This window comes from Nocardia sp. NPDC050697, from assembly GCF_040654395.1.
Lineage (GTDB): Bacteria > Actinomycetota > Actinomycetes > Mycobacteriales > Mycobacteriaceae > Nocardia.
The window spans coordinates 274,286-301,024 of record NZ_JBFAHY010000002.1 but is presented as its reverse complement, the minus strand read 5'-3'; the positions used below and the strand labels follow the sequence as shown (position 1 = coordinate 301,024).

24 protein-coding genes are annotated in these 26,739 nt (G+C 72.0%); 11 read left to right on the top strand and 13 right to left on the bottom strand.

Features of this window, described 5'->3' with window-relative positions:
• Positions 1–91: 91 nt before the first annotated feature.
• Positions 92–1,000, bottom strand: a complete 909-nt coding sequence (locus tag AB0H71_RS08930; protein WP_357016910.1) for a hypothetical protein — start codon at positions 998–1,000, stop codon at positions 92–94.
• A 37-nt stretch (positions 1,001–1,037) separates the two neighbouring features.
• Here AB0H71_RS08930 and AB0H71_RS08925 point away from each other — a divergent pair, with 37 nt between their 5' ends.
• Both AB0H71_RS08925 and AB0H71_RS08920 read left to right on the top strand, forming a co-directional pair.
• Positions 1,038–1,634 (top strand): hypothetical protein, encoded by a 597-nt coding sequence (locus tag AB0H71_RS08925; protein WP_357016907.1) that lies wholly within the window; start codon positions 1,038–1,040, stop codon positions 1,632–1,634.
• A 68-nt stretch (positions 1,635–1,702) separates the two neighbouring features.
• On the top strand, positions 1,703–1,852 hold the full coding sequence (locus tag AB0H71_RS08920; RefSeq protein ID WP_357016905.1) for a hypothetical protein: 150 nt from the start codon (positions 1,703–1,705) through the stop codon (positions 1,850–1,852).
• Positions 1,853–1,896: 44 nt separating this feature from the next.
• Here the strand turns inward: AB0H71_RS08920 and AB0H71_RS08915 are convergent, their stop codons facing one another.
• The gene (locus AB0H71_RS08915; RefSeq protein ID WP_357016903.1) at positions 1,897–4,662 is read right to left on the bottom strand and encodes an FAD-binding and (Fe-S)-binding domain-containing protein; all 2,766 of its coding nucleotides are present in this window, start codon (positions 4,660–4,662) and stop codon (positions 1,897–1,899) included.
• A 108-nt stretch (positions 4,663–4,770) separates the two neighbouring features.
• On the opposite strand from AB0H71_RS08915, the gene AB0H71_RS08910 reads away from it, so the two are divergent.
• Positions 4,771–6,648 (top strand): ABC transporter ATP-binding protein, encoded by a 1,878-nt coding sequence (locus tag AB0H71_RS08910; RefSeq protein WP_357016900.1) that lies wholly within the window; start codon positions 4,771–4,773, stop codon positions 6,646–6,648.
• On the opposite strand, the gene AB0H71_RS08905 is transcribed toward AB0H71_RS08910, so the two are convergent.
• Both AB0H71_RS08905 and AB0H71_RS08900 read right to left on the bottom strand, forming a co-directional pair.
• A complete protein-coding gene (locus AB0H71_RS08905; protein WP_357016897.1) occupies positions 6,645–7,634 on the bottom strand; it encodes an acryloyl-CoA reductase in 990 nt (329 codons plus the stop codon). The two genes, AB0H71_RS08910 and AB0H71_RS08905, sit on opposite strands and share 4 nt — an antisense overlap.
• Positions 7,635–7,654: 20 nt before the next feature.
• A complete protein-coding gene (locus AB0H71_RS08900) occupies positions 7,655–8,740 on the bottom strand; it encodes a DNA polymerase IV (protein ID WP_357016894.1) in 1,086 nt (361 codons plus the stop codon).
• 53 nt (positions 8,741–8,793) lie between these two features.
• Here AB0H71_RS08900 and AB0H71_RS08895 point away from each other — a divergent pair, with 53 nt between their 5' ends.
• Positions 8,794–9,351, top strand: coding sequence for a TetR family transcriptional regulator (locus tag AB0H71_RS08895; protein WP_357016891.1), 558 nt, complete (start codon positions 8,794–8,796; stop codon positions 9,349–9,351).
• Between the two features lie 11 nt (positions 9,352–9,362).
• Positions 9,363–9,788, top strand: coding sequence for a PaaI family thioesterase (locus tag AB0H71_RS08890; RefSeq protein WP_357016889.1), 426 nt, complete (start codon positions 9,363–9,365; stop codon positions 9,786–9,788).
• 166 nt (positions 9,789–9,954) lie between these two features.
• On the opposite strand, the gene lon is transcribed toward AB0H71_RS08890, so the two are convergent.
• Both lon and AB0H71_RS08880 read right to left on the bottom strand, forming a co-directional pair.
• A complete protein-coding gene (gene lon / locus AB0H71_RS08885) occupies positions 9,955–12,297 on the bottom strand; it encodes an endopeptidase La (RefSeq protein ID WP_357016886.1) in 2,343 nt (780 codons plus the stop codon).
• A 254-nt stretch (positions 12,298–12,551) separates the two neighbouring features.
• Positions 12,552–13,298, bottom strand: coding sequence for a dienelactone hydrolase family protein (locus tag AB0H71_RS08880; RefSeq protein WP_357016883.1), 747 nt, complete (start codon positions 13,296–13,298; stop codon positions 12,552–12,554).
• A gap of 114 nt (positions 13,299–13,412) precedes the next feature.
• Between AB0H71_RS08880 and AB0H71_RS08875 the strand changes: the two genes are divergently transcribed.
• The 6 genes from AB0H71_RS08875 (at position 13,413) to AB0H71_RS08850 (ending at position 19,028) form a co-directional block, all read left to right on the top strand.
• Complete coding sequence (locus tag AB0H71_RS08875; protein ID WP_357016881.1) at positions 13,413–14,768, top strand: hypothetical protein; 1,356 nt, start codon at positions 13,413–13,415, stop codon at positions 14,766–14,768.
• Positions 14,769–14,823: 55 nt separating this feature from the next.
• A complete protein-coding gene (locus tag AB0H71_RS08870; protein WP_357016878.1) occupies positions 14,824–15,615 on the top strand; it encodes a TIGR03084 family metal-binding protein in 792 nt (263 codons plus the stop codon).
• A 348-nt stretch (positions 15,616–15,963) separates the two neighbouring features.
• Positions 15,964–16,614: a hypothetical protein gene (locus AB0H71_RS08865; RefSeq protein WP_357016875.1), complete on the top strand. Its 651-nt coding sequence runs from the start codon at positions 15,964–15,966 to the stop codon at positions 16,612–16,614.
• Positions 16,615–16,658: 44 nt separating this feature from the next.
• Positions 16,659–17,894, top strand: coding sequence for an L-2-hydroxyglutarate oxidase (gene lhgO / locus AB0H71_RS08860; protein ID WP_357016872.1), 1,236 nt, complete (start codon positions 16,659–16,661; stop codon positions 17,892–17,894).
• A gap of 86 nt (positions 17,895–17,980) precedes the next feature.
• Positions 17,981–18,481, top strand: coding sequence for an SRPBCC family protein (locus tag AB0H71_RS08855; RefSeq protein WP_357016870.1), 501 nt, complete (start codon positions 17,981–17,983; stop codon positions 18,479–18,481).
• A gap of 10 nt (positions 18,482–18,491) precedes the next feature.
• On the top strand, positions 18,492–19,028 hold the full coding sequence (locus AB0H71_RS08850; RefSeq protein WP_357016867.1) for a ribonuclease H: 537 nt from the start codon (positions 18,492–18,494) through the stop codon (positions 19,026–19,028).
• A 76-nt stretch (positions 19,029–19,104) separates the two neighbouring features.
• Here the strand turns inward: AB0H71_RS08850 and AB0H71_RS08845 are convergent, their stop codons facing one another.
• The 7 genes from AB0H71_RS08845 to AB0H71_RS08815 all read right to left on the bottom strand — a co-directional run bounded on the left by AB0H71_RS08845 (position 19,105) and on the right by AB0H71_RS08815 (position 26,738).
• The gene (locus AB0H71_RS08845) at positions 19,105–19,812 is read right to left on the bottom strand and encodes a hypothetical protein (protein ID WP_357016864.1); all 708 of its coding nucleotides are present in this window, start codon (positions 19,810–19,812) and stop codon (positions 19,105–19,107) included.
• Positions 19,813–19,882: 70 nt separating this feature from the next.
• Complete coding sequence (locus AB0H71_RS08840; protein ID WP_357016860.1) at positions 19,883–21,049, bottom strand: MlaD family protein; 1,167 nt, start codon at positions 21,047–21,049, stop codon at positions 19,883–19,885.
• Positions 21,046–22,134 (bottom strand): MCE family protein, encoded by a 1,089-nt coding sequence (locus AB0H71_RS08835; RefSeq protein ID WP_357016857.1) that lies wholly within the window; start codon positions 22,132–22,134, stop codon positions 21,046–21,048. Before AB0H71_RS08835 ends, AB0H71_RS08840 begins: the two co-directional genes overlap by 4 nt.
• A gap of 8 nt (positions 22,135–22,142) precedes the next feature.
• Positions 22,143–23,249, bottom strand: a complete 1,107-nt coding sequence (locus tag AB0H71_RS08830) for an MCE family protein (RefSeq protein ID WP_357016855.1) — start codon at positions 23,247–23,249, stop codon at positions 22,143–22,145.
• Positions 23,246–24,241 carry an MCE family protein gene (locus tag AB0H71_RS08825; RefSeq protein WP_357018428.1) on the bottom strand — a complete coding sequence of 332 codons (996 nt, stop codon included), beginning with the start codon at positions 24,239–24,241 and terminating at the stop codon, positions 23,246–23,248. Before AB0H71_RS08825 ends, AB0H71_RS08830 begins: the two co-directional genes overlap by 4 nt.
• Positions 24,241–25,269 (bottom strand): MCE family protein, encoded by a 1,029-nt coding sequence (locus AB0H71_RS08820; RefSeq protein WP_357016852.1) that lies wholly within the window; start codon positions 25,267–25,269, stop codon positions 24,241–24,243. Before AB0H71_RS08820 ends, AB0H71_RS08825 begins: the two co-directional genes overlap by 1 nt.
• Entirely contained in the window at positions 25,266–26,738 is a 1,473-nt protein-coding gene (locus tag AB0H71_RS08815; protein WP_357016849.1) for an MCE family protein, read from the bottom strand. Before AB0H71_RS08815 ends, AB0H71_RS08820 begins: the two co-directional genes overlap by 4 nt.
• Position 26,739 lies beyond the last annotated feature (1 nt).

Sequence of the window (26,739 nt, the reverse complement as noted above, 5' to 3'; positions counted from 1 at the left end):
GGCGGTAGCCACCCCTGGTCACCCCGACCTGCCGTCGCACCGGACCATTGTGCGCGGTCCGGCGCGGCGGCACCCGCCCGACCCGCGACGATTACGCCTGGTCGCGGAACTCCGCGTACAGCTCGGGCAGGAAACCGGCCAGGTGATTCATCTCCTGACCGCAGTGCAGCAGCAGGTCACGGGCCATATCCAAGCCGGGGACGAGATCGCGCGGGTCGGCGGCGGCGCCGCGCTGGACGGCGCGCGCGCTCTGCGCAAGGTCCGGCGGGTGCAGCCCGTAGTGGCGCAGGTGGAAGCGGCTGCGCATCTCGGCCCCGCCGGGGATCGGGCGCACCTGGTGCGCCAGCCAGCCCAGGTCGACGGGGGCGACACTGCTGCCGACCCGGCCGAAGACGACGGTCTGGTCGTCCGGCACGGTCAGCCCGTGCGCCCGCGGATCGAGGAAGGCGATGGCGAGCTGCTGCAGCCGCGCGCCGATGTACTCGTCGACGTACGAGACGGTGCCGACGTACCCGAACCGCTCCGCCCGCGGCCGGCTCGGCACCAGGTCGCTGAAGAGGTGCGCGTCCGGGTGCCAGAGCTTGTACCTGGACGCCTCCACCGAGTGCCAGCGGAACCACCAGTCCCACATCTCGGCCGTCACGCCGGGCATCTCGGTGTGCGCCGCCACCCAGATCACCCCGTCGGCGGCCTGGCCGTAGCCGGTCTCCACGGCGCTGTACCCGGTGGGCGCGAGGTCGCGCGGGAGGTCGGCGAAGCCGGGGATCCGCTCCGGCGGGGTGGCGGGCCCGTCGTAGGCGTCCAGCACCGGGCGCTGCGGCGGGGCGGTGCGCTCGGCCAGGTACTTCGCGTACGGCAGGGACCGGTCCTCGGGCCGGTACCCCTGGTAGCGCAGGTTCTCCGCGGTCGGCTCGGCGTGTGCGGCTCCGGTGCCGCCCGCGGCGGCCAGGGCGACGCCGGCGCCGAGCGCGATGGCGGCCCGCCGGGTGACTCTCACCATCTGTGGAAACTAGCAGCGCCGGGTAAATTCCGGGGTCATGGTTTCCGCTCGACGGCCACGCCAGGATTCCGCGGAGCGGCGTGCGCGCATCGCCGAGGCCGCATTGCGCGTGCTCGGCGAGCAGGGCCCGCGAAAACTGACCCACCGCAATGTCGATGCCGCCGCGGAACTTCCGCCCGGATCGGTCAATTACCACGCGCCGAATCGGCTGCGGCTGCTGCAGATGGCCGCCGACGAGCTCTTCGCCCAGGATATGCAGATCGCGGCCAGGCACTTCTGGGAGCCGCACCCGCGCGCGCTCTTCACCGTCGCGGTAGCCGTGATCACCGAGATGACCGCGCCGGAGGCGAGGTACCGGGTGGTCGCCAGGCACCACCTGCTGGCCGAGGCGCGCACCGACGACGAGCTGCACCGGCACTTCGACGACGGCCGCGCCGCCTTCGTCTCGCTGGTCAGGCAGGGGCTGGCCGATGCCGGGCTGGAGGCGACCACCTCGGCCGCCGAGCTGTGCGTCGTCACGCTGGACGGGCTGGTCAATCGGCAGGTCTTCTTTCCGGGAACGGCGCTGCGCGAGTCGGAGGTGCGGCGGCTGGTCGCGCTGCTCGGCAAGGCGACCGGCCCCGGCGCGCGGTGATCGCGCTGTGATCTGCGGCCGAATTCCCGCCGAGTGGTAACACCGGTTGTGACCGCGCCGATATCCGCGTGATCGGCAAACTGCCGGCAGTCGGTGGCGAAGGGTTATGCGCGATGATCACGAACCTGCTCAATTTCCTGCTCGACGGGGTCGGCGGCTTTGCCGCCGGTAGCTCCGGCTATCACATTCAGCCCGGCACCCTCCCCTTCGGGAGCTGAGCGCGGCGCCGGCTCCCCACCGCAGCGGGGAGCCGGCGCCGCCCTCAGTCTTCCCGGAGAAACTGGGCCAGATGGCGGGCTGCACGGCCCGCCAGCTCCGCGGCCTGGGTCCGGCAGGAGAAGCCGTCGGCGAGCAGGATCGCGTCCGCCGGCGCCGCCTCGAGCGCGGGGAGTAATCCGTTACCCGCGATTTTCGCGGAAATGTCGAAATGCCCGGCCCGCATTCCGAAGTTGCCCGCGAGGCCGCAGCAGCCGCTGATCTCGTGGAGCCGCACGCCCATTGCAGCTAATATCTGGCGATCTGCCGAGAAGCCTGTGGTGGCGTACTGGTGGCAGTGTGGCTGCACCACCACGGTCCGGCCCTCGCGGCGCGGCGGGGTCCACCCCGGGTGTGCCAGCAGGAATTCGGCGAGGGTGCGGACGGCGGCGGCGGTGCGGGCCGCGCGGGGGTCGTCCGGGAGAAGTTCCGGCAGGTCGGTGCGGAGTGCGGCGGTGCAGGAGGGTTCGAGCCCGATCACCTGGCCGCCTGCCCGGATGTGTTCGTCCACCTCGTCCAGGGTGGAGCGCAATCGGGCGCGGGCGGTGTCGAGCTGTCCGGTGGTGATCCAGGTCAGGCCGCAGCAGACCCGGCGCTCGGGGAGCCGGACCCGGTAGCCGAGCGATTCCAGCAGGTCGGTGGCGGCGGTGGCGATGGCCGGGTCGAAGGCGTCGGTGAAGGTATCGATCCAGAGCAGTACCTCGGGGCCGCTGCCGCGGACCGGCCGGGCCCGGTCGACCCGGCGCTCGGCCAAGCGGGGGACCTGGCGTCGCGGGTCGATTCCGGCCGCGCGCAGCCCGATTCGGCGCAGCGGGCCCACTCCGGCCAGTGCGTTCGCCAGCCGCGGCGCGCGGCGCGCGAGTGCCAGCCAGCGCGGCAATCCGCCCAGCGTGTAGTGGTCGATCGGGCGCAGCTTCCCCCGATACCGGCGGTACAGGACCTCGGATTTGTAGGTCGCCATATCCACGCCGGCCGGGCAGTCGCTCGCGCAGGCGCGGCAGGAGAGGCACAGGTCGAGCGAGTCCCGCACCTCGGGGCCGGTGATGGGGAGCGCGCCGCGCACCACCTCCTGCAGCACCCTGGCCCGGCCGCGGGTGCTGTCCTTCTCGTCGGCGGTGGCGCGGAACGAGGGGCACATGAAGCCGCCGGAATCCGCGCGGCACGACCCGACCCCGACGCAGCGGTGCACGGCCGTGGCCAGGTCGCCGCCGTCACCGGGCAGCGCGAGCCCGCGCGCGGGCACCGAAGCGAGCCCGGCCACCCGCAGGTCGGTATCGATCGGGCGTGGCGCGACCAGCACACCGGGGTTGAGCACGTCGTGCGGGTCGAAGAGCGCCTTGAACTCGCCGAATGCCGCGAGCACCGCGGGGGAGTACATGCGCGCGAGCAGCTCCGAGCGGGCCCGGCCGTCGCCGTGTTCGCCGGAGAGCGAACCGCCGTGCCGGACAACCAGGTCGGCGGCGTCGAGCAGGAAGGCGCGGAACCGGCGCGGCGCCACGGCGATCGGCAGGTCGAGCCGAACGTGGATGCAGCCGTCCCCGATGTGCCCGTAGAGCAGCCCGTCGACGCCGTGCTCGGCGCTGAGCGCGCCGAATTCGCGCAGGTAGGCGCCGAGCCGCTCGGGCGGGACGGCGGCGTCCTCCCAGCCGGGCCATGCGGGTTTGCCGTCGGGGGAGCGGCCGGCGAGCCCGGCGCCGTCGGCGCGGATCTGCCAGAGCGCGGCGGTGGCGGCGCGATCGGTGACGATGATGCTGTCGACGGCATCCACGGTGCGGCAGAGTTCGCGCGCGGCGTCGCGGGCGGAATCGGCGGTCTCGCCGCTGGTCTCGACGAAGAGCCAGGCGGCGCCGCGGGGCAGCTCGGGCACGGTGCCGCGCTCGGCGCGCACCACGTCGACCAGCCTGGCATCGATGCCCTCGACCGCGGTCGGGCGGGCGGCGAGCACGGCGGCCACGTCGTCGGCGGCGGTGGCCATATCGGGGTAGCCGAGCACGGTCAGTACGGTCGCGCCGGGCAGCGGGACCAGGTCGACGGTGGCGTCGAGCAGGACGCCGCAGGTGCCCTCGCTGCCGACGAAGGCCCGCGCGGGCCCCGAATTCCGCTCCGGGAGCAGGTGTTCCAGTCCGTAGCCCGATGCCTGGCGGTCGAAGCGGCCCAGCTCGGTGCGGAGCAGCGCCAGGTGCGCGCGGGTGAACTCCGGGAGCCCGGGGAGCGCCGCGAGGTCGGTGCCGAGCAGCCGCTCCGCGCCGGTGCCGTCCAGAATCCGCAGCGTGCGCACATTGTCCGCGGTGCGGCCCCAGGCGACGGCGCGCGGGCCGCAGGCATTGTTGCCGATCATGCCGCCGAGCGTGCAGCGGCTCTGGGTGGAGGGGTCGGGGCCGAAGCGGAGGCCGTGCGCGGCGGCCGCGCGCTGCAACCGGGCCAGAACGACGCCCGGCTGCACCGTGACCCGCCGGCCGTCCGGGTCGATCGGTCCGATGGCATGCATGTGCCTGCTGAAATCCAGGACCAGCCCGGTGCCGACGGCATTCCCGGCCACCGAGGTTCCCGCGCCGCGGGCGGTCAGCGGGAGCCCGTTCTCGGCGGCGAAGGCCAGCGCCGCCGCCACGTCCGCGTCGTCCCGGGGGAAGACGACGGCCGTCGGCGCTACCCGGTAGTTGGAGGCGTCCGAGGAGTACTCGGCCCGCCGCCGCGCCGACCCGTCCACCTCGCCGCGCACCCGCGCGGCGAGCGCCCCGGCGATGAGTTCGGGCTCCTCCGGCCGTCTTTTCACCTGTACCAGGGTAGGCCCGGCCGGAAATCCCTTGCTCTCAACCTTTGTTGAGGTCTTAGTGTCGGTGCCCCGGGGTGGAATGTCCCGGAGCGGGAGAGGAGCGATCGGATGAGCATCGAATCCGTGGCGTGGAGTCAGATGTACCGGCAGATGAACGCGCCGGACGAGCGGCGGCCGTTCCGGCGGGCGACGGCGGCGCGGATTCTGCGCTTCGCCACGCCGCATCGGCGCACGATCACGCTGTTCCTCGGGTTCAGCGTGCTCTCGGCGCTGATCTCGGTGGCGACGCCGGTGCTGGCCGGGCGGGTGGTGAACGACATCGTCGGCGGGGCGGCCGCGCGGGTGGTGGTCACGCTGGCGCTGGTGATCGGGGTGCTCGCGGTGCTCGATGCCGGGCTCGGGCTGGTGGTGCGGCGGCTCTCGGCCGGGATCGGCGAGGGGTTGATCCTGGATCTGCGCACCGCCGTCTTCGACCACGTGCAGCGGATGCCGGTCGCCTTCTTCACCCGGACCCGCACCGGCGCGCTGGTCAGCCGGTTGAACAACGACGTGATCGGGGCGCAGCGGGCCTTCAGCGACACCCTCTCCGGCGTGGTCACGAACCTGGTGACGCTGGGGCTCACGCTGGTGGTGATGATCGGGATCTCCTGGCAGATCACGCTGCTCGCGCTGGTGCTGCTTCCGGTGTTCGTGCTGCCCGCGCGGCGGATGGGCACCCGGCTCGCCGGGATCCAGCGCGAGGCCGCCGACCTGAACGCCGCCATGAGCACGCAGATGACCGAGCGCTTCTCGGCGCCGGGGGCGACGCTGGTCAAGCTGTTCGGGCGGCCGGAGCAGGAGTCGGCGGAGTTCGCGGCGCGGGCCGCGCGGGTGCGCGATATCGGGGTGCGCACCGCCATGCTGCAGACCGTCTTCGTCACCGCGCTCACCCTGGTCTCGGCGCTGGCCGTGGCGCTGGTCTACGGGCTCGGCGGCTGGTACGCGCTGCGCGGGCAGCTCGACGCGGGCGCGGTGGTCGCGCTCTCGCTGCTGCTGACCCGGCTCTACTCGCCGCTCACCGCGCTGGCCAGCGCGCGGATGGAGATCATGTCCGCGCTGGTGAGCTTCGAGCGGGTCTTCGAGGTGCTGGATATGCGGCCGCTCATCGAGGAGGCGCCGGACGCGGTGCCGGTGCCCGCGGGGCCGGTCGCGGTGGAGCTGGACGGGGTCGGGTTCGGCTACCCGTCGGCCGACAAGGTGTCGCTGGCCTCGCTGGAGGAGGTGGCGACGCTGGACACCAGGGGCGGCGTCCCGGTGCTGCACGAGGTGTCGCTGCGCGCCGAGCCGGGGCGGATGGTCGCGCTGGTCGGCTCGTCGGGGGCGGGCAAGTCGACGATCGCGCAGCTGGTGTCGCGGCTCTACGACGTGGATTCCGGCGCCGTCCGGCTGAACGGGGTGGACATCAGGCAGCTGAGCACCACCTCGATCCGGGAGACGGTCGGGCTGGTGACCCAGGACGGGCACCTCTTCCACGAGACCATCCGGGCCAACCTGCTGCTGGCCCGGCCCGCGGCGAGCGAAGCCGAGCTGTGGGACGCGCTCACCCGCGCCCGGCTGCGCGACCTGGTCGAATCACTGCCCGATCGGCTGGACACGGTGGTCGGCGAGCGCGGGTACCGGCTCTCCGGCGGCGAGCGGCAGCGGCTCACCATCGCCCGGCTGCTGCTCAAGCAGCCGCGGGTGGTCATCCTCGACGAGGCCACCGCCTCGCTCGACTCCACCTCGGAGGCGGCCGTCCAGGAGGCGCTGACCGAGGCGCTGGAGGGCCGCACCGCGATCGTCATCGCGCACCGGCTCTCCACCGTTCGCGCCGCCGACGAGATCGTGGTGCTCGAGCACGGGCGGGTCGTCGAGCGCGGAACCCACCAGCATTTGCTGGCCGCCGAAGGCCGCTACGCCGAGTTGTACCGCACCCAATTCGCGGACGATCCGGTGGGTGTCGCCTAGAAGTCGATGCCGAAGACGGTGCGGCCGCGGTGGGATCCGTCCTGGATCGAGCGGAGCACCTCTTCGGCTTCGGTGACGGGGGCGAAGTTGGTGAGGGCGGACAGGTTCCGGGGGCGGAGCTCGCCGCCGAGCTGGGCCCAGATCTCCCTGCGGTGCTCGATCGGCAGGTTCACCGAGTCGATGCCGAGCAGCGAGACGGCGCGCAGGATGAAGGGCATGACGGTGGTCGGCACGCCGGGCCCGCCGGTGAGCCCGCTGGCCGCGACCGCGCCGCCGTACCCGATGGCGCTCAAGATGTAGGCCAGTGAGGCGCCGCCGACGCTGTCCACCGCACCGGCCCAGCGGGCCGAGGTGAGCGGCCGCGGCTTGGCCTCCGGATCCTCGGGGAGCCTGCCGATCACCTCGTTGGCGCCGAGCTCGGCGAGCAGATCGTCGGCGTCGGTCTTGCCGGTGGAGGCGATGACCTCGAAGCCGAGCCCGGAGAGGATATCGATGGCGACCCCGCCGACACCGCCGGTCGCGCCGGTGACCAGCACCGCGCCGTCGTCGGGGGTGAGGCCGTGGTCGAGCAGGGCGCGCACGCTGAGCGCGGCGGTGAATCCGGCGGTGCCGATGGCGGCGGCATCCCTGGTGCTCAGCCCGTCCAGCTTGACCACCCAGTCGGCGGGCACCCTGGCCAGCTCGGCGAAGCCGCCGTTGCGCGAGACGCCGAGCTCGTAGCCGTGCGCGACCACCTGGTCGCCGGGGGCGAAGGCGTCGTCGTCGGAGGCGACGACCTCGCCGGCCAGGTCGATGCCGGGCACGATCGGGTACTGCCGCACCACCCCGCCGCGCGGCGTGATGGCAAGGGCGTCCTTGTAATTGGCGCTCGAGTAGTGCACCTCGATCGTCACCTCGCCCGCCCCGAGGAAGTCGTCGCCGACCTCCTCTCGGGAAAGGACGATCGCACCGTCCGAAGCGTTGGCCACCATCGCCGAGAAGGTCATGGCGGAAGCATACGAGGGGCTCACTCGGGAACGAGTTCCAGGCGCACCCCGAGCAGCCGGACCGGGCGGTCCAGCTCGAACCGGTCGAGCACCGCGACCGCGGCCTCCGCGATGAGCGCGATATCGGCGCTCGGCTCCGCGAGCTTGCGCTGCTTGCTGCGGGTGAAGAAGCTGCTGGTCCGCACCGTGACCGAGACCCTGGTGCTCACCCGCCCCGCCGCCGCCAGCTCCTCGGCGAGCCCGGTGGCGAGCCGCGCGACCTGGGCGCGGATCTCCGCGGGGTCGGTCAGGTCGGTCGGAAAGGTCTCGGACCGGCTGCGCCCCACCGCGGCCCTCGGCTCGGTGCTGACCTCGGTGTCGCCCCTGCCATTGCCGAGTGCCAACAGGTAGGGGCCGGTATTCGGGCCGAACTCGGCGGCCAGCCGGTCCCGGTCGGCGGCCATGAGGTCGGCCACCGTGTGGATGCCGAGCGCGGCCATCCGGGCCGCGATCCGGCGGCCGACCCCCCACAGCGCGTCGGTCGGGCGCTGCCCCATGACCTCGACCCAGTTCGCCGCGGTGAGCCGGAAGGTGCCGGTCGCGGCCCCGGCGCGGTGCTCCGGCTCGGCGCCCGGGTTGGCCGCCGACGCCTTGCCGATCGACTTGGCGAAGCCGGTGGCGAGCTTGGCCGTGAGCTTGTTGTCGCCGATCCCGATCGAGCAGGTCAGTTCGAGCTCGGCGATGGCCGCGCGGATGGCGGCGGCGAGCGCCTCCGGGTCGTCGGTGTCGGCGGCCAGGAAGGCCTCGTCCCAGCCCCAGACCTCGACCCGGCCGGGGAAGCCGCGCAGCACCGCCATGACCTCGTCGGATGCCTCGTCGTAGGCGGCGGGGTCGAGCGCGAGGAAGACGCCGTCGGGGCACTTGCGCTGCGCGCTCCGCAGCGCCATCCCGGCCCGCACCCCGAAGGCCCGCGCCGGGTACGAGGCGCAGGTGACCACCTTGCGCGGCTCCTCCGGGTCGCCGTTGCCGCCGACGATCACCGGCAGACCGCGCAGCTCCGGGTGGCGGCGGAACTCCACCGCGGCCTGGAATTGATCGAGGTCGACGTGCAACAGCCATCGGGCCACCTCCCCGTCTTACCATCTGGCGTTCTGGGGCAGGACAGAATATTATTCTGGTCGTGCGGATTCGAGATCGGTTGCTGCTGGCCGCGGAGCAGCAGTTCGCCGAGCGGGGCGTGCTGGAGACGACGCTGGCCCAGATCCGGGAGGCGGCGGGCGCCAGCGTCGGCGCGCTGTACCACCACTTCCCGGACAAGGCCGAGCTCTACCGGCAGGTCTGGATCGGCGCGCTCGCCGATTTCCAGGCGCACTTCCGGCAGGCGGTGCTGGCGAGCGCGGACGCGCACGGCGGCGTGACCGCGGGGGTGCGGGCGCACCTGGAGTGGGTCACCGCGCAGCCGGCGCGGGCCACGGTGCTGTTCGGCGCGGCGCCTGCGGGGGCGAAGGAGCAGGAGGGGAATCGGGAGTTCCTGCTCGACGTCGCCCGCTGGTGGCGCACGCACGCCGGGTACGGGGCGGTCCGCGAGCTGGAGTTCGACCTGCTCTACGCGCTCTGGCTCGGCCCGGCCCAGGAGTACGCGCGGAACTGGCTGGCCGGAGCCATCCGCCGCCCGCCCGCCGAGGTGGCCGCCGAACTCGGGGCCGCCGCCTGGCGCACCCTGCAGAACCCGGATTGATCGGAGAAACCATGGTCGTACTCGATGCCACCTCCGCGCGCGAGGTGCTGGACCGCCAGCCGTTCGCGCACCTCATCGGCACTGAACTGCTCGCCTTCGGCGACGGCGCCGCCAGCCTCGCCATCCCGATCCGCCCTGAGCTCGGGCAGCAGTTCGGCTTCGTGCACGGCGGGGTGCTGGCCTACCTGGCGGACAACGCGCTGACCTTCGCGGCGGGCACCGTGCTCGGCTCCAATGTGCTGACCGGCGGGTTCAGCATCACCTACCTGCGGCCTGCGGCCGGGACGCGGTTGCGCGCGGAGGCGACGGTGACCGGCTCGACCCGGCGGCAGGCCGTGGTGCGGTGCGAGATCCTCAGCGAGGACGGGGCGGCGGAGCCGGTTCTCTGCGCCGTCGCGCAGGGGACGACCAGGGCGGTCGAGCGCGAGCTCGGCTGAGGCCCCCGGGGCGCAGCCCCGGGGCAGGGTCGGTCGGTCGCACCCGCGCACTCCGCCCGGATCCGGTGCGGGCGCCTCGGCCGATCCGGCAAGACGCGGACCGGCGCGGGCAGGTACGCGAACAGGCCGGGCCACGAGGGGTGGCCCGGCCTGTTCGGTTCCGGGGTCAGGCGGTGGCGGCGAAGGCCGGACCGTCCAGCGCCGGCTCGGCGACCGGCTCGATGGCGTAGCCGAGGATCTCCGCCACATCCGCGACCGGGCGCACATCCAGCGCCTCGAGCACGTCGGCGGGGACCTCGTCCAGGTCCGGCTCGTTGCGCGCCGGGATGAAGACCGTCTTCAACCCGGCCCGCTGCGCGGCGAGCAGCTTCTGCTTAACGCCGCCGATCGGCAGCACCCGCCCGTTCAGCGTGACCTCGCCGGTCATCCCGACGTCACCGCGCACATTCCGGCCGAGCGCCAGCGAGACCAGCGCCGTCACCATGGTGACGCCCGCCGACGGCCCGTCCTTCGGCACCGCGCCCGCCGGGAAGTGGATGTGGATATTGCGATCCAGCACCGCGGGCTCGATCCCGATCTCGGCCAGGTGCGAGCGCACGTAGGTGAGCGCGATCTGCGCCGATTCCTTCATGACGTCGCCCAGCTGCCCGGTCAGGGTGAGCGAGCGCTCGCCCTCGGCCGCATTGGCCTCGAGGTAGAGCACGTCGCCGCCCGCGCCGGTGACCGCGAGCCCGGTCGCCACGCCCGGCACCGAGGTGCGCTCCGCGGAGTCCGGGGTGAAGCGCGGCCTGCCCAGGTACTCCTTCAGCTCGTCCAGCCCGATGGTCAGCGGGCCGGCGCCGTCGGCCGAGAGCTTGGTGGCCGCCTTGCGCAGCCCCTTCGCGATCAGCCGCTCCAGCTGGCGCACGCCCGCCTCGCGGGTGTAGTTCGCCGCCATCTCGCGCAGCGCCGCGTCGGTGACGGTCACCTCGTCGGTGGTGAGCGCATTGCGCTCCAGCTGCCGGGGGACCAGGAAGTCGCGCGCGATGGCGACCTTGTCGTCCTCGGTGTAGCCGTCGACGGTGATCAGCTCCATGCGGTCGAGCAGCGGGCCGGGGATGGTGTCCATGACATTGGCCGTGGCGACGAAGAGCACGTCCGAGAGGTCCAGATCCAGGTCCAGGTAGTGGTCGCGGAAGGTGTGGTTCTGCGCGGGGTCGAGCACCTCGAGCAGCGCGGCCGCCGGGTCGCCCCGGTAGTCCGAGCCGACCTTGTCGATCTCGTCCAGCAGCACCACCGGGTTCATCGACCCGGCCTCCTTCATGGCGCGCACGATCCGGCCGGGCAGCGCGCCGACGTAGGTGCGCCGGTGCCCGCGGATCTCCGCCTCGTCCCTGACCCCGCCGAGCGCCACCCGGACGAACTTGCGGCCCAGCGCCCGCGCCACCGACTCACCCAGCGAGGTCTTGCCCACGCCGGGCGGGCCGACCAGCACCAGCACCGCGCCGGAGCCGCGGCCGCCGACCACCTCCAGGCCGCGCGCCGCGCGCCGGGCGCGGACCGCCAGGTACTCGACCATCCGGTCCTTGACCTCGTCCAGGCCGTGGTGGTCGGCGTCCAGTACCGCGCGGGCGGCGGTGACGTCGGTGTTGTCCGTGGTCCGCTCGGTCCACGGCAGGTCGAGCACGGTGTCCAGCCAGGTGCGGATCCAGCCCGACTCCGGGCTCTGGTCGCCGGCCCGCTCCAGCCTGCCGACCTCGCGCAGCGCGGCCTCGCGCACCTCGTCCGGGAGCTCGGCGCGCTCGACCCGGGTGCGGTAGTCGTCCGCGCCGTCCGGCTCGTCCTCGCCCAGCTCCTTGCGGATGGCGTTCAGCTGCTGGCGCAGCAGGAACTCGCGCTGCGTCTTCTCCAGGTTCTCCCTCACCTCGTCCCCGATCTTCTCGGTGACCTCGGCCTCGGCGATGTGCGCGCGGGTCCACTCGATGAGCCTGGTCAGCCGCGCCACGGTGTCCGGGGTCTCCAGCAGCTCGCGCTTCTGCTCGCCGCTCAGGTAGGAGGCGTAGCCGGCGGTGTCGGCGATCTCGGACGGCTCGGCCAGCTGGTTCACCGCGTCGATGATCTGCCAGGCCTCGCGCCGCCGCAGCACCGAGACCACGAGCTTCTTGTACTCCTCGGCCAGCTCCCTGGTGCGCCCGTCCGCCTGCGGCACCTCCACCGGCTCGGCCTCCACCCAGAGCGCGGCGCCGGGCCCGGTCACCCCGTGCCCGATCCGGGCGCGGCGCTCGGCCTTCAGCACCGCGGCGGGCGCGCCCCCGCGCAGCCTGCCGACCTGTTCGACGGTGGCCACGACGCCGTACGTCGCGTACCCCTCGTCCAGCCGCGGCGCCACCAGCACCTGGCCTTCCTTCGCGGCGCGCGCGGCATCGATCGCCGCCTGCGCCGATTCGTCCAGTTCGATGGGCACGACCATGCCCGGCAGCACGATCGGATCGGTCAGGAACAGCACCGGCAGGTTCCGAGGTGTAGTCACGATATCGACCCTTCTGAAAGTTGAGCTATGCCCACTCAACCCAGGGGGTCCGGCCTTTGTTCCGGGTCGATCGGGTGTTCGCCGAGGGCGAAGTCAGGCGCTGGTGGCGGCGCTCCGCGGCACCGGCTGCAGGCTCGCCGCGCTCAACCCGAGGTGGTCGCGCAGGGTGCTGCCGGTGTAGTCGGTGCGGAAGAGCCCGCGGCGCCGGAGTTCGGGGACGACGTAGGAGTAGTTGAACTCGCCGTAAGCCGAATTCAGCTCAGTGCACGGTCCAGCAGCGCGCCGAGCTCGCGCAGGTGCCGTGCGTCCGCCTCGGCGTCGTAGCTGGCCAGGTCGCGCTGGGTGAAGCCGTGCGCCGCGCCCGCGTAGACCTCGGCACGGAAGCGCACGCCCGCGGTCGCCAGCGCTTTGTCCAGCCGCTCGATCTGCTCCGGCGGCAGCGAGGGGTCGTTGTCGGCGTGGCCGAAGTACAGCTCGGCGGTGATCGCGTCGACCCCGAGGTGCGGGCTGTCGGCGGCGTCGCCCGCCAGCCTGCCACCGTGGAACCCGGCCCCGGCGGCGATCCGCTCCGGGTAGGCGGCGGCGGTGCGCAGCACCAGCGCGGCGCCCATGCAGTAGCCGGTGAGCCCGACCCGGCCGTCCGCCACCTCGGGCGCGGCGGCCAGCCAGTCCAGGTAGGCGCCCGCGTCGCGGAGCGCGAGCTCGGGGGTGAGCTGTTCCATGAGCGGGCGGAGGCGGTCGAAGACCTCGTGCCGGTTGCTCGGATCGACGACCGCGGGCAGCTCGACCACCGGCGCCCGCCCGGCCCGGTAGAAGAGGTTCGGCACCAGCACGGCGTAGCCGCGGGCGGCGACGGCCTCGGCGATCTCGGCGAGCGCGGGGCGCGGGCCGAAGGCGTCCGGGAAGAGCAGCACGCCGGGGTGCGTGCCGGAGCCGGGGTGCACGAACAGCGCGTCCGCGGTGCCGTCCGGGGTGGGGAGGTCGACGGTCTGAATCGGCACGGAGCCTCTCCTTCATCGGCGGTGTCGTGGCGCGTTGACACCGGTTCGAGCGCAATGAGAATGTTGGGGCCCTGATATCTCACCACCCGGCAGGACCGAGGGGGACCGCGCGCCGTGACTGCTCTCGCCTCCGGGCTCTTCGTCGACTGGGAAGAACTCACTGGGCAGTCCAAGTTCGTGGTCGAGCTGATCACCTTCCCGATCTTCGCCGGGCTGGCCGGGTGGCTGACGAACTGGACCGGCGTGCTCATGCTGTTCTGGCCGCTGCAGTTCCGCGGGGTGCGGATTCCCGGGCTCTCGGTGCTCTACCCGTACTTCCCGCGCCGGGTGCAGGTGCTGCCGACCTTCTCCGGCGACGGCAAGCAACTCGGCTTCCAGGGCTTCATCCCGGCCCGCGCGGAGAAGATGGCCAGCATCTGCGTGGATATGGCGATCATGCGGATCGGCAGCCCCAGGGACTTCATCCGGGAGCTGGATCTGGACGGCATCGCCGATTACATCGCGGTGCTCGCCCGCAAGCAGGTCGAGCCGCTGGTCGATGAGCTCATGGAGCGGGAGAACCCGGAGCTCTGGCGCAGCCTCCCGCGCGCGGTCCGGCAGCTGCTCTACCAGCGGGTGGACCGGGAGCTGCCCGCGCTCTGCCGGCGCGCCTTCGAATCGCTGGGTGACAATGTCGACCAGCTGATCGACATCAAGAGCTTCGTCATCCGCTACCTGCGGCAGAACCCGACCATCCTCAAGGACCTGACCACCACCATCGCCGCGCCGGAGCTGCGCTTCATGGTGAAGATCGGGCTGCTCGGCGCGCCCTTCGGGCTACTGCTCGCGCTCTACCTGCACCTGCACCGCACGCTGCCGGTGATCAGCGCGATCCCGGCCTGGGCGGTGGTGCTGCTCGCCTCGGCGGTGATCGGCGTCCTGGTGAACATGATCGCGGTCAAGATGGTCTTCGAGCCGGGCGAGCCGCAGCCCCGGTACAAGTACCTGTGGCGGCAGGCGCTGCTGGCCAAGCGGCAGCCGCAGGCCGCCGTCGACCTCGCGCACATCCTGGCCTACCAGGTGCTCACCCTGCCGAACCTCTCCGCCGAGCTGCTGGACGGCCCGAACGGCGACAAGACCAGGCAGCTGCTGGAGCGGCTGATCGCCGAGGAGATCAACCGGCAGCTCGGCCGCACCACGTCTGTGGTGCGCGCGGCGTTCGGGCGCAAGCAGTTCGACAACCTCAAGGTGACGGCGGCGGGCGCGGCGGTCGGGCTGGCGCCGACGCTGGTGGAGGATGCGGAGTTCGCCAGGGAGCAGGCGGACAAGATCGATGAGTTCGCCGCGCGCAAGCTGGTGCTGATGAGCCCGGGCGAGTTCATGGAGATGTTCTACGCCTCGGTGGAGCAGGACGCCTGGCTGCTGTACCTGCACGGCGCGGTGCTCGGGCTCGGCGTCGGCGCGATCCACCTGCTGCTGTTCGGCTGGTGAGATAAACAAGCACGCGCGCTTGTCTTTTCCGGCGGCCGCTGCGATGCTGGGTCGCATGGCCGACCTGGAGGCGCTGCTCGCCGATTTCGCCGATGAATCCGCCGAGCTGGAACGCCTGGTCGCGCCGCTCGGCCCGGCGGGCTGGCGACTGCCGACCCCCGCCCCCGGCTGGACCATCGCGCACCAGATCGGCCACCTGGCCTGGACCGACGACGTCGCCGTGCGCTCCGCCACCGACCCGGCGGGCTTCGCCGCCATGCTCACCGAGGTCGGCCCGCGCGCCGCCACCTTCGTGGACGAGGGCGCCGAGGAGGCGGCCGCCGCCCCGCCCGCCGCGCTGCTGGAGCGCTGGCGCGCCGGGCGCGCCGCCCTGGTCGCGGCGCTGCGCGCGGTGCCGGAGGGGACGAAGGTGCCGTGGTTCGGCCCGCCCATGCGGCCGGGCTCGATGATCACCGCCCGGCTCATGGAGACCTGGGCGCACGGCCAGGACGTGGCCGACGCGCTCGGGGTGACCAGGGAGCCGACGCGCCGGCTGCGCGCGGTGGCGCACATCGGCGCCCGGACCCGCGATTTCGCCTACACCGTGCACGGCCGGACCCCGCCGGCGGCCGAATTCCGGATCGAGCTGACCGCGCCGGACGGCGCGCTCTGGACCTGGGGACCGGCCGAGGCGGAACAGCGGATCACCGCCCCCGCGCTCGACTTCTGCCTGCTGGTGACGCAGCGCAGGCACCCCGCCGACCTGGCGGTGCGGGCGCGCGGCGCCGATGCGGCGGAGTGGCTGACGATCGCGCAGGCATTCGCCGGGCCGAGCGGGGCCGGGCGGGCGGAGGGTCAGTTCGGCTGAGTCACAACGGGGATTCCCACGGCCGTTGTGAGTCGAGCAGGGGCCGGCGAGCGCCACGTCGATGTGCGCCGTTCGTGTCGACGGCCGGACGCCGTTGGCCGGGAGTCTGAGGGGCGGGTCGAGCGCGACGCTCGCCGACTGCCGGGGATTTACCCGTTTTGTGCATGATCGAAACCCGTTCACCACGTCCGGCGCCGACAATAGGCTGTGCACACCCTGGACTACCTAGGGGTATGCGCGCTCCGTCCGGGTTCCGTAGCCTGGACGCGCGTCCGGCTTCCGACGGTGCGGGCCGGGTGCGACCACAGAACCGAAGGGGAGTTCGGTACGCAGGGAGAGGACCGCATCGTGACCGAGAACCAGAGAACGAGCGAACCGGGTCCGGAGATCCTGACCGTGACCCCGCGCCGCGGCATAGCCCGCAATACCGCCATCGTCCTCGCGGGCACCGCGAGCATCGCGCTCACCGCCGCGGCGGGCGCCTACGTCGTGAACAACCTGCCGGATCGGATCCCGGGCACCATCGCGGCCGTCCCGGCCGAGCCCGCGCCCGCCGCGGTGCAGCCGCACCGCCCCGCCGGCCCGAACCGGCCGTCCATCAGCTCCGCGCTCTTCGAGCGCAGGGAGGTCGCCGCGATCACCGGCACGGTGCAGGCCCGGCCGGAGAGCGTGGAGCCCGCCGCGGCGGTGCAGCCCGCGCCACGGCCGGAGCCGGCCGCGGCGCCGGAGCCCACCGTCGACCGCACCGTGCGGGTCGGCAATGCCTACCTGGACGCGCACGTGGGCGAGTCGGCGAGCGGCGGCGTCACGGTCACGGTGGACACCAATGCCACCTTCGCCGCGCTCACCGGCGGCTCGATCGATCCGCGCGCGGTGGCGACGCTCCGGACGGAGATCGGTACCGGCGGTTCGGTCACTGTGACGTTCAGCGATCCGACCCTCGGCGACCACGATCTGCGGCTGGAGCGCACCGAGGTCCCCGCCCGCGTCACCACCTGACCCCGGTGCGCCCGCGGCGCCCGGCATCTGCTGAGCTGGGAGCTATGACCGCCGCCCCCCGCCCCACCGCGTACGACTTCTGCGTGATCGGCGCGGGCATCGTCGGCGTGGCGACGGCGCACCGGATTCTGCGGCGGCATCCGGGCGCGACGCTGCTGCTGCTGGAGAAGGAGCGGGCGGCGGCCACCCACCAGACCGGGCACAACAGCGGCGTCGTGCACTCCGGCATCTACTACGAGCCGGGCAGCCTCAAGGCCGAGCTGTGCCGGCGCGGCGCGCGCTGGACCGTCGATTTCGCCCGCGCCAGGGGCATTTCGGTCGAGGTGTGCGGAAAGCTTCTGGTGGCAACGGATTCGGTGGAGCACGAGCGCATGCTGGCGCTGCACCGGCGATCGGCCGACAACGGGGTCGAGGTGGAGCGGATCGACGCCGCCGAGCTGGCCCGCCGGGAGCCCCGGATCCGCGGCGTCGGCGCGCTTTTCGTGCCGGGCACGGCCATCGTCGACTACCCGGCCATCGCCCGCGCGCTGCTCGCCGACGCCGTCGCGGCGGGCGCGGAGGTGGTGTACGACGCGGCGGTGACCGATATCGCCGAGACCGCGGAGCGGGTGACCGTCGCCGGGCCGGCCGGCGCCTGGACCGCGGCCCGGCTCGTGGTCTGCGGCGGGCTGCAGGCCGACCGGCTGGCGCGGATCGCGGGGCTGCCCGCGGACTTTCGCATCGTTCCGTTCCGCGGCGAGTACTACCGGCTGCCCGCCGAGCGCGCGAAGCTCGTGCGCACGCTGATCTACCCCGTCCCGGACCCGGCGCTGCCCTTCCTCGGCGTACACCTGAGCCCGACCATCCACGGCGAGCTCACCGTCGGCCCGAACGCGGTGCTCGGGCTGGCCAGGGAGAAGTACCGCAAGTGGTCGGTCGAGCCGCGCGACCTGCGCGCGGTGCTCGGCTACCGCGGCTTCCACCGGCTGGCCCGCGCGCACCTCCGCACCGGCGCGCGCGAGCTGCGCAATTCGATGTTCCGGCGCGGGTACCTCGCCGAGTGCAGGCGCTACTGCCCCGAGCTCGAACTCACCGATCTGCGGCCGCACCCGGCCGGGATCCGGGCGCAGGCGGTGCTGCCGGACGGCACCCTGGTGCACGACTTCCTGCTCGGCCGGACCGCCCGCTCGGTGCACGTCTTCAACGCGCCCTCACCGGCCGCGACCTCGGCCATGCCGATCGCCGAGCACATCGTGGACCAGCTCGACTCGCTCGGCTCGACCCCGGCCCGAGGGCGCTGACCAGCGAGAAAAGAGCCGACCGCCCAGTTCGTGATCTCTGGATTCCCCCGCGAATTCCTCGAATAAAGAGGACTGCTGTAGTACTTTTGACCGCAGCCGTGGATCAGGGAGGGCCTATGGGCCACATCAGGTATGCCAGTGACGTGGGAGCTCCGGTCGAGGTGGCGTTCACCTACGCCGACAACCATCGCTTCGTCCCGGACTGGATGTTCGGTGTGGCCGGGTTCGAACCGGCCGGGGAGCTCGATCGCGGCCGCGGGGCCGTGTTCAGCACGAGCGCCCGCTTCGGCCCCTGGCGCTCCAGGCTGGAGTGCGAGATCACCGACTACCGGCGCAACGTCGTTATCGGTTATACCCTGCGCGGCCGGCTCGCGGGCCGGCTCACGCTGCGTTTCGATCCGCTCGGCTACGGCCGGTCGGTGCTCACCTCGGAGGCGGATTACGCCACCCCCACCGGGCTGCTCGCCAGGCTGCTGGCCCGGCCCGTCGAATCCGCGGTCCGAGCGGCGCTCCGCCGCACCGAGGCCCAGCTGCGAAGGGAGATCGAGGAATTTCACGGAACAGATCTTGTCGGCCGGATTGCGTAGGGTGCCTGCCATGATCATCGTGAGCACCGACGGATCCTGCCTCCGCAATCCGGGCGGCGCGGTCGGCTGGGCCTGGGTGAACCACGCCGGTGGCTCGGCGAGCGGCGGCGCGCCGGCGGGCACGAATCAGCTGGCCGAGCTGCGCGCCATCCTGGAGGCGATCGTCGCGCACCCCGGCCCGGAGCCGCTGCTGCTGGAGAGCGATTCGCTCTACGCCATCAAGTGCGCCTCGGAGTGGATCTCCGCCTGGCGGGTGAACGGCTGGCGCACCGCCACCGGGGGCGCGGTGAAGAACGCGGAGCTGGTCAAGCAGATCGACCGGGCCATCTCCGGGCGGCCGGGGCCGGTGCGCTTCCGCTGGGTGCGCGGGCACGTCGGGAACTACTACAACGAGCAGGCCGACGCGCTGGCCGGGGAAGCGGCGCGGAAGGCGGCCGCCACGGCGGCCGTGGCGGACGCCGTGACCGCGGAGCTTCCCGCGGTCACGGCGGAGCCGGTCGCGGTGGTCCGGCCGGAGCGGCCCGTGCCGTCGCTGACCCTGTTCTGACGGCTCCCGGCCGAGAGTCAGCGGCCGGGGTGCAGATCGGCCGGGCCGATCACGCGTCGGCCCGGCCGATCCGGACTCAGCCGCCCGGGGTGGGCGCGGGGGCCGGGGCGGGCGTCGCGCCGCCGGGGGCGGGGGTGCCGGTGCCGCCGGGGAGACCACTGCCCGCACCGCGGAGCATGGGCGAGTCCAGCTTGCCGACCAGCCACTTGTCGCCGGACTTCTCCAGGTCGGCGATGACCACCACGTACTGCCGGTCCGGGGCGGGCTGGGTGAAGTTGGTGCGGTACTGGGTGAGCGTCACCAGCACCCGGGCGGTGGTGTCGTCGCCGGACTGCCAGCCGCACTGCACGTCGTCGGTCCAGGACTTGACCTGCGCCTGGGTCATGGCGTCGGTGAGCGCCTGCTGCGCGTCGGAGAACTCCTTCAGGAAGTCGCCGGTGGCGCCGGACTTCACGGTCTGGAAGTACTGGTCCAGGTTCTTCGAGTAGTCGTACTCGGAGACCGCGCGGCCGAACTCGCAGGCGGCGCTCTTCGACTCGGTGACGGCGTCCAGCTCGGCGCCGCGCTGATCGGCCTGGCGCCAGAACACCACGACAGCGGTCACCGCGGCGACCGCGAAGATGCCCGCGGTGAAGGCGGCGACCAGCGGCAGCTTGGACGGGCTCGCGTCCGCCGCCGGTTTCGCCGCGGCGGACTTGCCCGCGGCGTCACCCGTGCCCGCGGCATCGGGCTCCGCGCCGGTTCCGGCCTCGTCGGTGGTCTTGCCGGCGTCGTCGGTGCTCATCGATACAGTCCTGCGCTTTCCCGGCGCGGGCGCGCCGATATTCGGGTCGTACTGCCGCGAGTATGCCCGCTCAGCGCACGGGGGGGAGCGTGCGCTCGTTCGGATCGACTCCCGGCGGGATGTAGGCGCCGTTGTTCGGCACATCCGGCCGCGGCGCGTTGGCGGCGCCGCGGATCTGCTGGCCGGGCGGCGGGTTCACGCAGTAGTTCCAGCGCGGCAGGGTCTCGTCGACGACGATCTCCGGCTTCAGGTAATCCGACTGGTAGTAGCAGGTCGGCCGGGGCCAGATGTCGACGATGGTGTGGAATTCGCCGTCGTGCGCGGGCACGCCGAGCGCGTCCAGCCCGAGCGCGAGCGAGGGGAAGAGCGCGCTGAGCGCGGGGGTGCGCAGCTGCGCGCCGCGGGTGATCGCGACGAAGTTGGTCGCCAGCCCGGTGATCGGGTCGGTGGTGTCGCTGAGCACCGCGCCGAGGTCGCTGAAGTACTGCGGCGCCTGGTCGAGCAGCGCCTTGAGCTCGGCATCGGCATTGTTGAACTGGGTGAAGAGCTCGCCCGAGTTCGCGGTGAGCGTGGCCAGGTCCGGCTGCGCGTTCGCGGTGGTGGCCGCGATGGTCTGCAGGTTGGCGATCAGGTTGGTGGTCTGCGGCAGCAGCGAGTCCAGCCCGGCCGAGGCCAGGCTGAGCCCGTTGATCATGCCGCGCAGCTGGTCCGGGCCGCCGCTCAGCGCGATATCGAGCTCGCGCAGGATGACGCCGAACTTCTGCGGGTCCACCTGCGCGATGAGCGCGCTGGAGTTGTCCAGCACCTGCCACACCGGGGTGGGGGTCTTGATCTTCTCCGGGTCGAAGCGGATCTCCGCGCCGTCGGCCAGGTACGGGCCGGAGTCGGTGGCCGGGCGGAAGTCGATGTACTGCTCGCCCGCGCCGGAGAGCGCCTGCACCGAGATGCCGGTGTCCACCGGGATCCGGTACTCGCTGTCGATGGTCGCCGTCGCCGCGATCAGCTGGCCGCGGTCGGTGAGCGTGATGTCGTCGACCTTGCCGATCCGGAAGCCGCGCAGCGTGACGTCGTTGCCCGGCTGCAGCCCGCCGGAGCGGTCCAGGTAGACGGTCACGGTGTACTCGTCGCGCAGCGGGTTCACCCGCATGACGCCGACCGCGAGGTAGGTGGCGCCCGCGATCAGCACGAGCACCAGCCCGATCCCGGAGAGCACCAGTTTGTTCCGCAGCAGGTTCATCGCGGCGCTCCGTTCACCCGGCTCTGGACCACCTGCAGCACCTGGATGAAGCTGCCGACGAAGTCGTTCAGGTCGGTCTGGTCCGGCAGCTTGCTGTTCGGCGGGTCGGTGAGCAGCCCGATGTCCAGGTTGGAGACGGTGGCGAAGACGGCGAGGCTCTTGCCGCGGAAGCTGGCGTCCACCTTCGGCGCGATGAGGTGCAGCTGCTCCATCGCGGCGCCGAAATCGTCGCCGGTGGCGGCGAGCGCGTCCATCAGGTCGCGCAGGTTGTCCAGCAGCGAGGCCAGGTCGGCGCCGGAGGTGGTGGCGTAGTCGCCGAGCGCGGCGCTGGTCACCGCGATGCGCTGCAGCAGGTCGCCGAGCGCCCTGTTGTTCTCGGCGATGGCGCCGATCATCTGCGGCAGCGTATCCGCCACCTGGCCGAGCTCGGCCCGGCGCGATTCCAGCGTGGTGGAGAGCGTGCCGAACTCGCCGAGCACGCTGTCGATCCGCGCGCTGTTGTCGTTCAGGCTGCCGACCACGCCGGTCATCTCGGTGATCAGGTGGGCCAGCTGATCACCCCGGCCGCCGAAGATGGAGTCCAGCTCGGTGCCGAGCCGGGTCAGGCTGGCGATGCCGCCGCCGTTGAAGAGCATGGAGACCGAGACCAGCAGCTCCTCCACGGTGGCGCCGGCCGAGGTGGACTCCAGCGGCAGCGTGTCGCCGTCCTGCAGCGTCGGCGTTCCCGGCGGCGCGGACGGCTTGGAGACCGCCACGAAGACGTCGCCGAGCGGGGTGGCCTGGCGCAGCTCGGCGGTGGTGCCCTCGGGCAGCTCGATATCGGAGCGGATCTGCATGTCGACGAAGGCCTGGAAGTTCTTGGTCGAGATGTCGGAGACCACCCCGACGTCCGAGCCGCCGATCTTCACCTTGGCCTGGTCCGGCAGGTTCAGCGCGTTCTCGAAGACCGCGCGGATGGTGTAGGTGTCGCCGGAGGCGCCCGGCTTGGGCAGCGGCACGTTCTCCACCGAGATGCCGCAGCCGGTGAGCAGCGCCACCGTCGCGGCGGCGGTGATGGCCAGCGCCGTCCGGCGCACTCCGATCATGCGGCGCGTCATTTCGTCAGTCCGAGCAGTGCGGCGGTGAGCCCGTAGTCCGGGCCGAAGTCCTGCATGTTCCCGGTCCGGCAGCCGTCCGCGCGCATCTGGATGCGCTGGCAGAAGACGCTGATCACCTCGCCGGAGAGCGCGGTGCCGATCAGGCCGTGCAGCCGGATGAAGCCCTGCTCGCGGTTCATCGTCATGTCGATGTTCTGCAGCAGCATGGGCGCGACGTCGACCACCTCGACCAGCCCGGCGGCGTTGTCGCGCAGCTGCTGGGTCACGTTGGTGAGCCCGACCAGGCTGCCGTTCAGCTGGTCCTGGTACTGGGTGAAGACCCCGCTGGTATTGGCCAGGAAGTCCTGCAGCTGCTGCAGCGTGGCCTGCAGGCCGGGGGCCTGCTCGGCGAGCAGCCCGGTCATCTGGGTGACCTGGTTGCTGAAGTCCCGCACCGACTGGTCGTTCTGGGCCAGCATCGTGGTCAGCTCGTTGAGCTTGATGATGATGGTGGAGACGGCGTCCTTGTTGTTCACGCCGACGGCGAGCGCGCCGGAGAGCGCGTTCAGGGTGTCGCGCAGCTTCTCGCCCTGGCCGTCCAGCATGGGGTAGAGCACCCGGCCGGAGAGCGGGCCGAGCCCGTCCTGCCCCGGCTGCGGCTTCAGCGCGGCGGCGAACTGGTCGATGGTCTTGATCATCGTGTCCAGCTCGACCGGGGTCCTGGTGCGGGAGAGCGGCAGGTGGTCGCCGTCGGCCAGCTCGTCACCGCCGGTGTAGGGCGGGGTCAGCTCGATGTGCCGATCGGTGACGATGGACGGCGAGACCACCGCGGCGATCGCCTCGGCCGGGTACGTCGTGCCGGACTCCAGCGACATGTGCACCTCGACGAAGGTGCCGCGCGGAATGATCTTGTCCACCTTGCCGACATCGATGCCGAGCACCCGGATCGGGTTGCCCTCGTACATGCCGGCGATGTTCTCGAAGTCGGCGGTGATCTCGATGGTGTTGCCGATGGCGTTGTTCACCGAGCTCGGCAGCAGCGAGCAGCCGGCCAGCGCCAGCGCCGCGGCGCCGAGCACGGCGCCCCTGATCACCCGCCGGTCGACGCGGAACGGATTCCTCATCCCTCGCACCCCTCGATCGCCTGCGCGAAGCAGAGCCAGTTGTCCGGGAACAGCCACGGCAGCCCGACCTCCGCGTAGTTGCCGTTGCCCCACGCGTTGGTGAGGTAGCGGATCGACGGCGGCATGATGCTGAGCAGCCGGTCCAGGTTGTCCTTGTTCTTCTGCAGGCCGTCAGCCATCACGTTGAGCTGCTCGATGGTGGGGCCGAGCTGGTTATCGTTCTGCGCGCCGATCTCCTGCAGCTGCCTGGTCAGCGTGGCGACATTGTCCAGCAGCTGGCGCAGCAGCCCCTGCCGCTCCATCACCCGTGCGGCGATGGCCTCGCCCTGGGTGATCACCAGCAGCACGCTGTTGCGGTTGTCCGCCAGCAGCTGGGTGACCCGGTCCATGTCCTTGAGCAGCTGGTCGACGTCGGTCTTGCGGGAGTCGAGCACCTTGGCCAGCGCGCCGACGCTGTCCAGCGCCTGCACCACCAGCTGCGGCGAGTCGCCGAGCTGCTGGTTCACCAGGTTCAGCGATTCGGCCAGCTTGCCGGCGTCCAGCTCCTCGAACTTGGGCGTGCCGATCTGCACCACGTCGGCCAGGTTGTACGGGACCGCGGTGTTGGAGAGCGGGATCCGGTCGTCCGGCAGCCCGCTGCCGTCGCCCGGCTCGACATCCACGTAGCGGGCGCCGAGCAGGGTGGCCATCTTGATGGCGGCCCGCGCGTCCGGGCCGAACTCGACATCGCGGTTCACATTGGCGGTGATCACCACGTGGTCGCCGTCGAGCTCGGCCCCGGTGACGGTGCCGACCGCGACGCCCGCGACGTTCACCCTGTCGCCCACCCGGATGCCCGCGGCCTGCGCGAACTCCATCTCGAGCGAGCGCTCGCCGACGCCGAGCATCCGGAACGAGCTGGAGATGATCAGCATGAGCACGATGAACAGCGCGCCGAGGACGCCGAGCCAGAAGTAGCGGTTGCTCTGAAAGCGGGAGCGGAGTTTCGCGATCACGGCCTGCACACCGCCGAATGCCCGTTGCCGCCGATCTGCGAGAACAGCCCGCGCGGGAAGAGCACCCCGTACAGCGAGACGTCGAGGCCGCAGAGGTAGGCGTTGGCGTAGCTGCCCTCGGAGACGAAGCTGCCCGCGTTGGCGAGCACGCCGGGCAGGTCGACCGCGGCCTGGTCGAGGACCGGGCCGTTGGCGATCAGCAGGGTCAGCGCGGCGCTGGTGGAGTTCTGCGCCGCCGCCAGCTTGGGCTGGATGGTGCCGACCATGCCGACCAGCGCGTCGGCGGCGTCGGCGATCTGCACGGTGGACTGCTGCAGGCTCTGGCCCTGGTCGTACAGCCCGCCGATCAGTGCCCTGGTCTGGGTCACCAGCGTCTCCAATTCGTCACCTCGCTTGGCGAGCCCCGACATCACGCCGGAGAGGTTGGTGATCACGTCGGTCAGGATGACGTCCCGGCGCTGGAAGTCGGTGGCCAGCGCGGCCGCCTGGGTCACGAAGGCGCTCAGCGAGACCCCGTCGCCCTGCAGCGCCTGGATGAAGGTCTCCGAGAGCCGGTTCACCTGCTCCGGCTGCAACACCTGGAAGAGCGGCTGGAAGCCGTTGAGCAGCGCCGAGATGTCGAACGAGGGCTCGGTCAGCTCCAGCGGGATGGTGCCGTTGCTCTTCAGCGGACGCGCGCTCGGCGAGTCACCGGGGGCGAGCGCGATGTAGCGCTGGCCGATCAGGTTCTGGTAGCGGACCAGCGCCTTGGTGTCGTCGAAGATGGTCTGGTCGCGCTGCAGCACGAAGGTGACCCTGGCGTCGTTGTTGGTGTCCAGGTCGATCTTCTCGACCTTGCCCACCCGGACGCCCGCCATCCGCACGTCGTCGCCCTTCTTCAGCCCGAGCACGTCGGAGAAGGTGGCGGTGAACGTGTTGGTCTCGCCCTCGACGACCCGTGCCAGCGTGTTCCAGACCAGCACGGTGACGAGGATCGAGACGATGGCGAAGAGACTGAACCCGATGAGCGGCTTGCGGATGCTCATCGGCTGTCACCGCTGGTGGTCAACGTCATCCCCTTCGTAATCGAACCGAGCAGCAGGTACTCCGCCGCGGTGGGTTGCCTGCCGAGGTACCTGGTGATCGCGGCATCGCCGGTGTAGGCGATGGGCGCGGCCGGAGTGGCCGGCTCGGCGGGTGCGGCGGGGGCCGCCGGGGCCGGAGCCGGGGCGGGGCCGCCGAGCAGCGGGGGCAGCATGGGGAAGAGGCCCTCCAGCGGGGTTCCGGCGAACGGCACCGGCGCCGCGCCCGCGGCGGGCGCGGGGGCGGCCGGGGTGGTGATCCCGGGCAGCACCGGCATGCCGGGCAGCTGCACCAGCGCGGGCAGCCCGGCCGCGGCGTCCAGCCTGCGCGGCGAGAGCGACTCCGGCAGCGGCGGGATCTCGGCGACCGCGGGTGCGGTGAAGCAGCTCGGCCCGGCCAGGTCGCCGTAGCGCGGGCAGTCCGCGACGGTGTTCGGCTGGTAGGGCGTGAAGGTGATGCCCATGTTCCAGACCATCTGCTGCTGCGGACCCCAGTGGAACACGGTGTTCAGCTTCTGCATCGAGCGGTTCAGGTTCACGATCGCCTGGGTGACCGAGGCCGGGTCGGAGGCGAGCGAGCCGAACATGCTGCTCGTCCCCGCGGTGACCTGCTTGCCGACATCCGGGTTCTGCGCGAAGAGGTTGTTGACGGTGTCGAAGGTGCCGCTGGCGCCGGTGATCAGCGCGACCAGCTCCGACCTGCGGTCGGAGATGGTGGTCGCGGTCTGCACCGAGCTGCCGAGCACGGTCACCAGCTCCGGCGCCGACTCGTTCAGCGCCTGGAAGGAGTTGGAGAAGTCGGTCAGCATGACGCCGAGGTTCGGGATGGACTGGTCGACGGCGGTCAGCCAGCGGTCGACGCGCTCGACGGTGGAGCCGGGCATCCGGCCGCTGCCGTCCAGCGCCTGCGAGAGCGTGCCCATCACCCGGCCGAACTGCACCGGGTCGATCTCGTCCAGGATATTGCGGACGGTGGTCAGGGTGTCCTGCAGCGCGATCGTGCCCTTGCTGCGGTCCTCCTCGATCTGGTCGCCCTCGGACAGGTAGTCGTCGGAGGGGCCGTTGAAGACCAGCTCCACCGAGGTGACGGCGAAGAGGTTGGAGGGCACCACCCGCGCGGTGACATTCGCCGGGATGCCGCCCGCGAAGTCCGGGTTCAGCTCGATCTGCACCTTCTGCAGCTCGCCGCGGGCCGCGACCTCGACATCGGCGACGGTGCCGACCAGCACGCCGCGGAACTTCACGTCCGCCTCGGCGGGCAGCCCGTCACCGGTGGTGGTCAGGTTCGCGACCACGTTCACCTTCGAGACGAAGTAGCCCTGGTAGCGCGCCATCAGGAAGACCAGGAGCAGCGCGAAGACGACAAGCCCGCAGACGCCCGCGATCAGCATCTGCCGGACGGTGGGCCCGCGCCCACTGGGATCGATGATCATC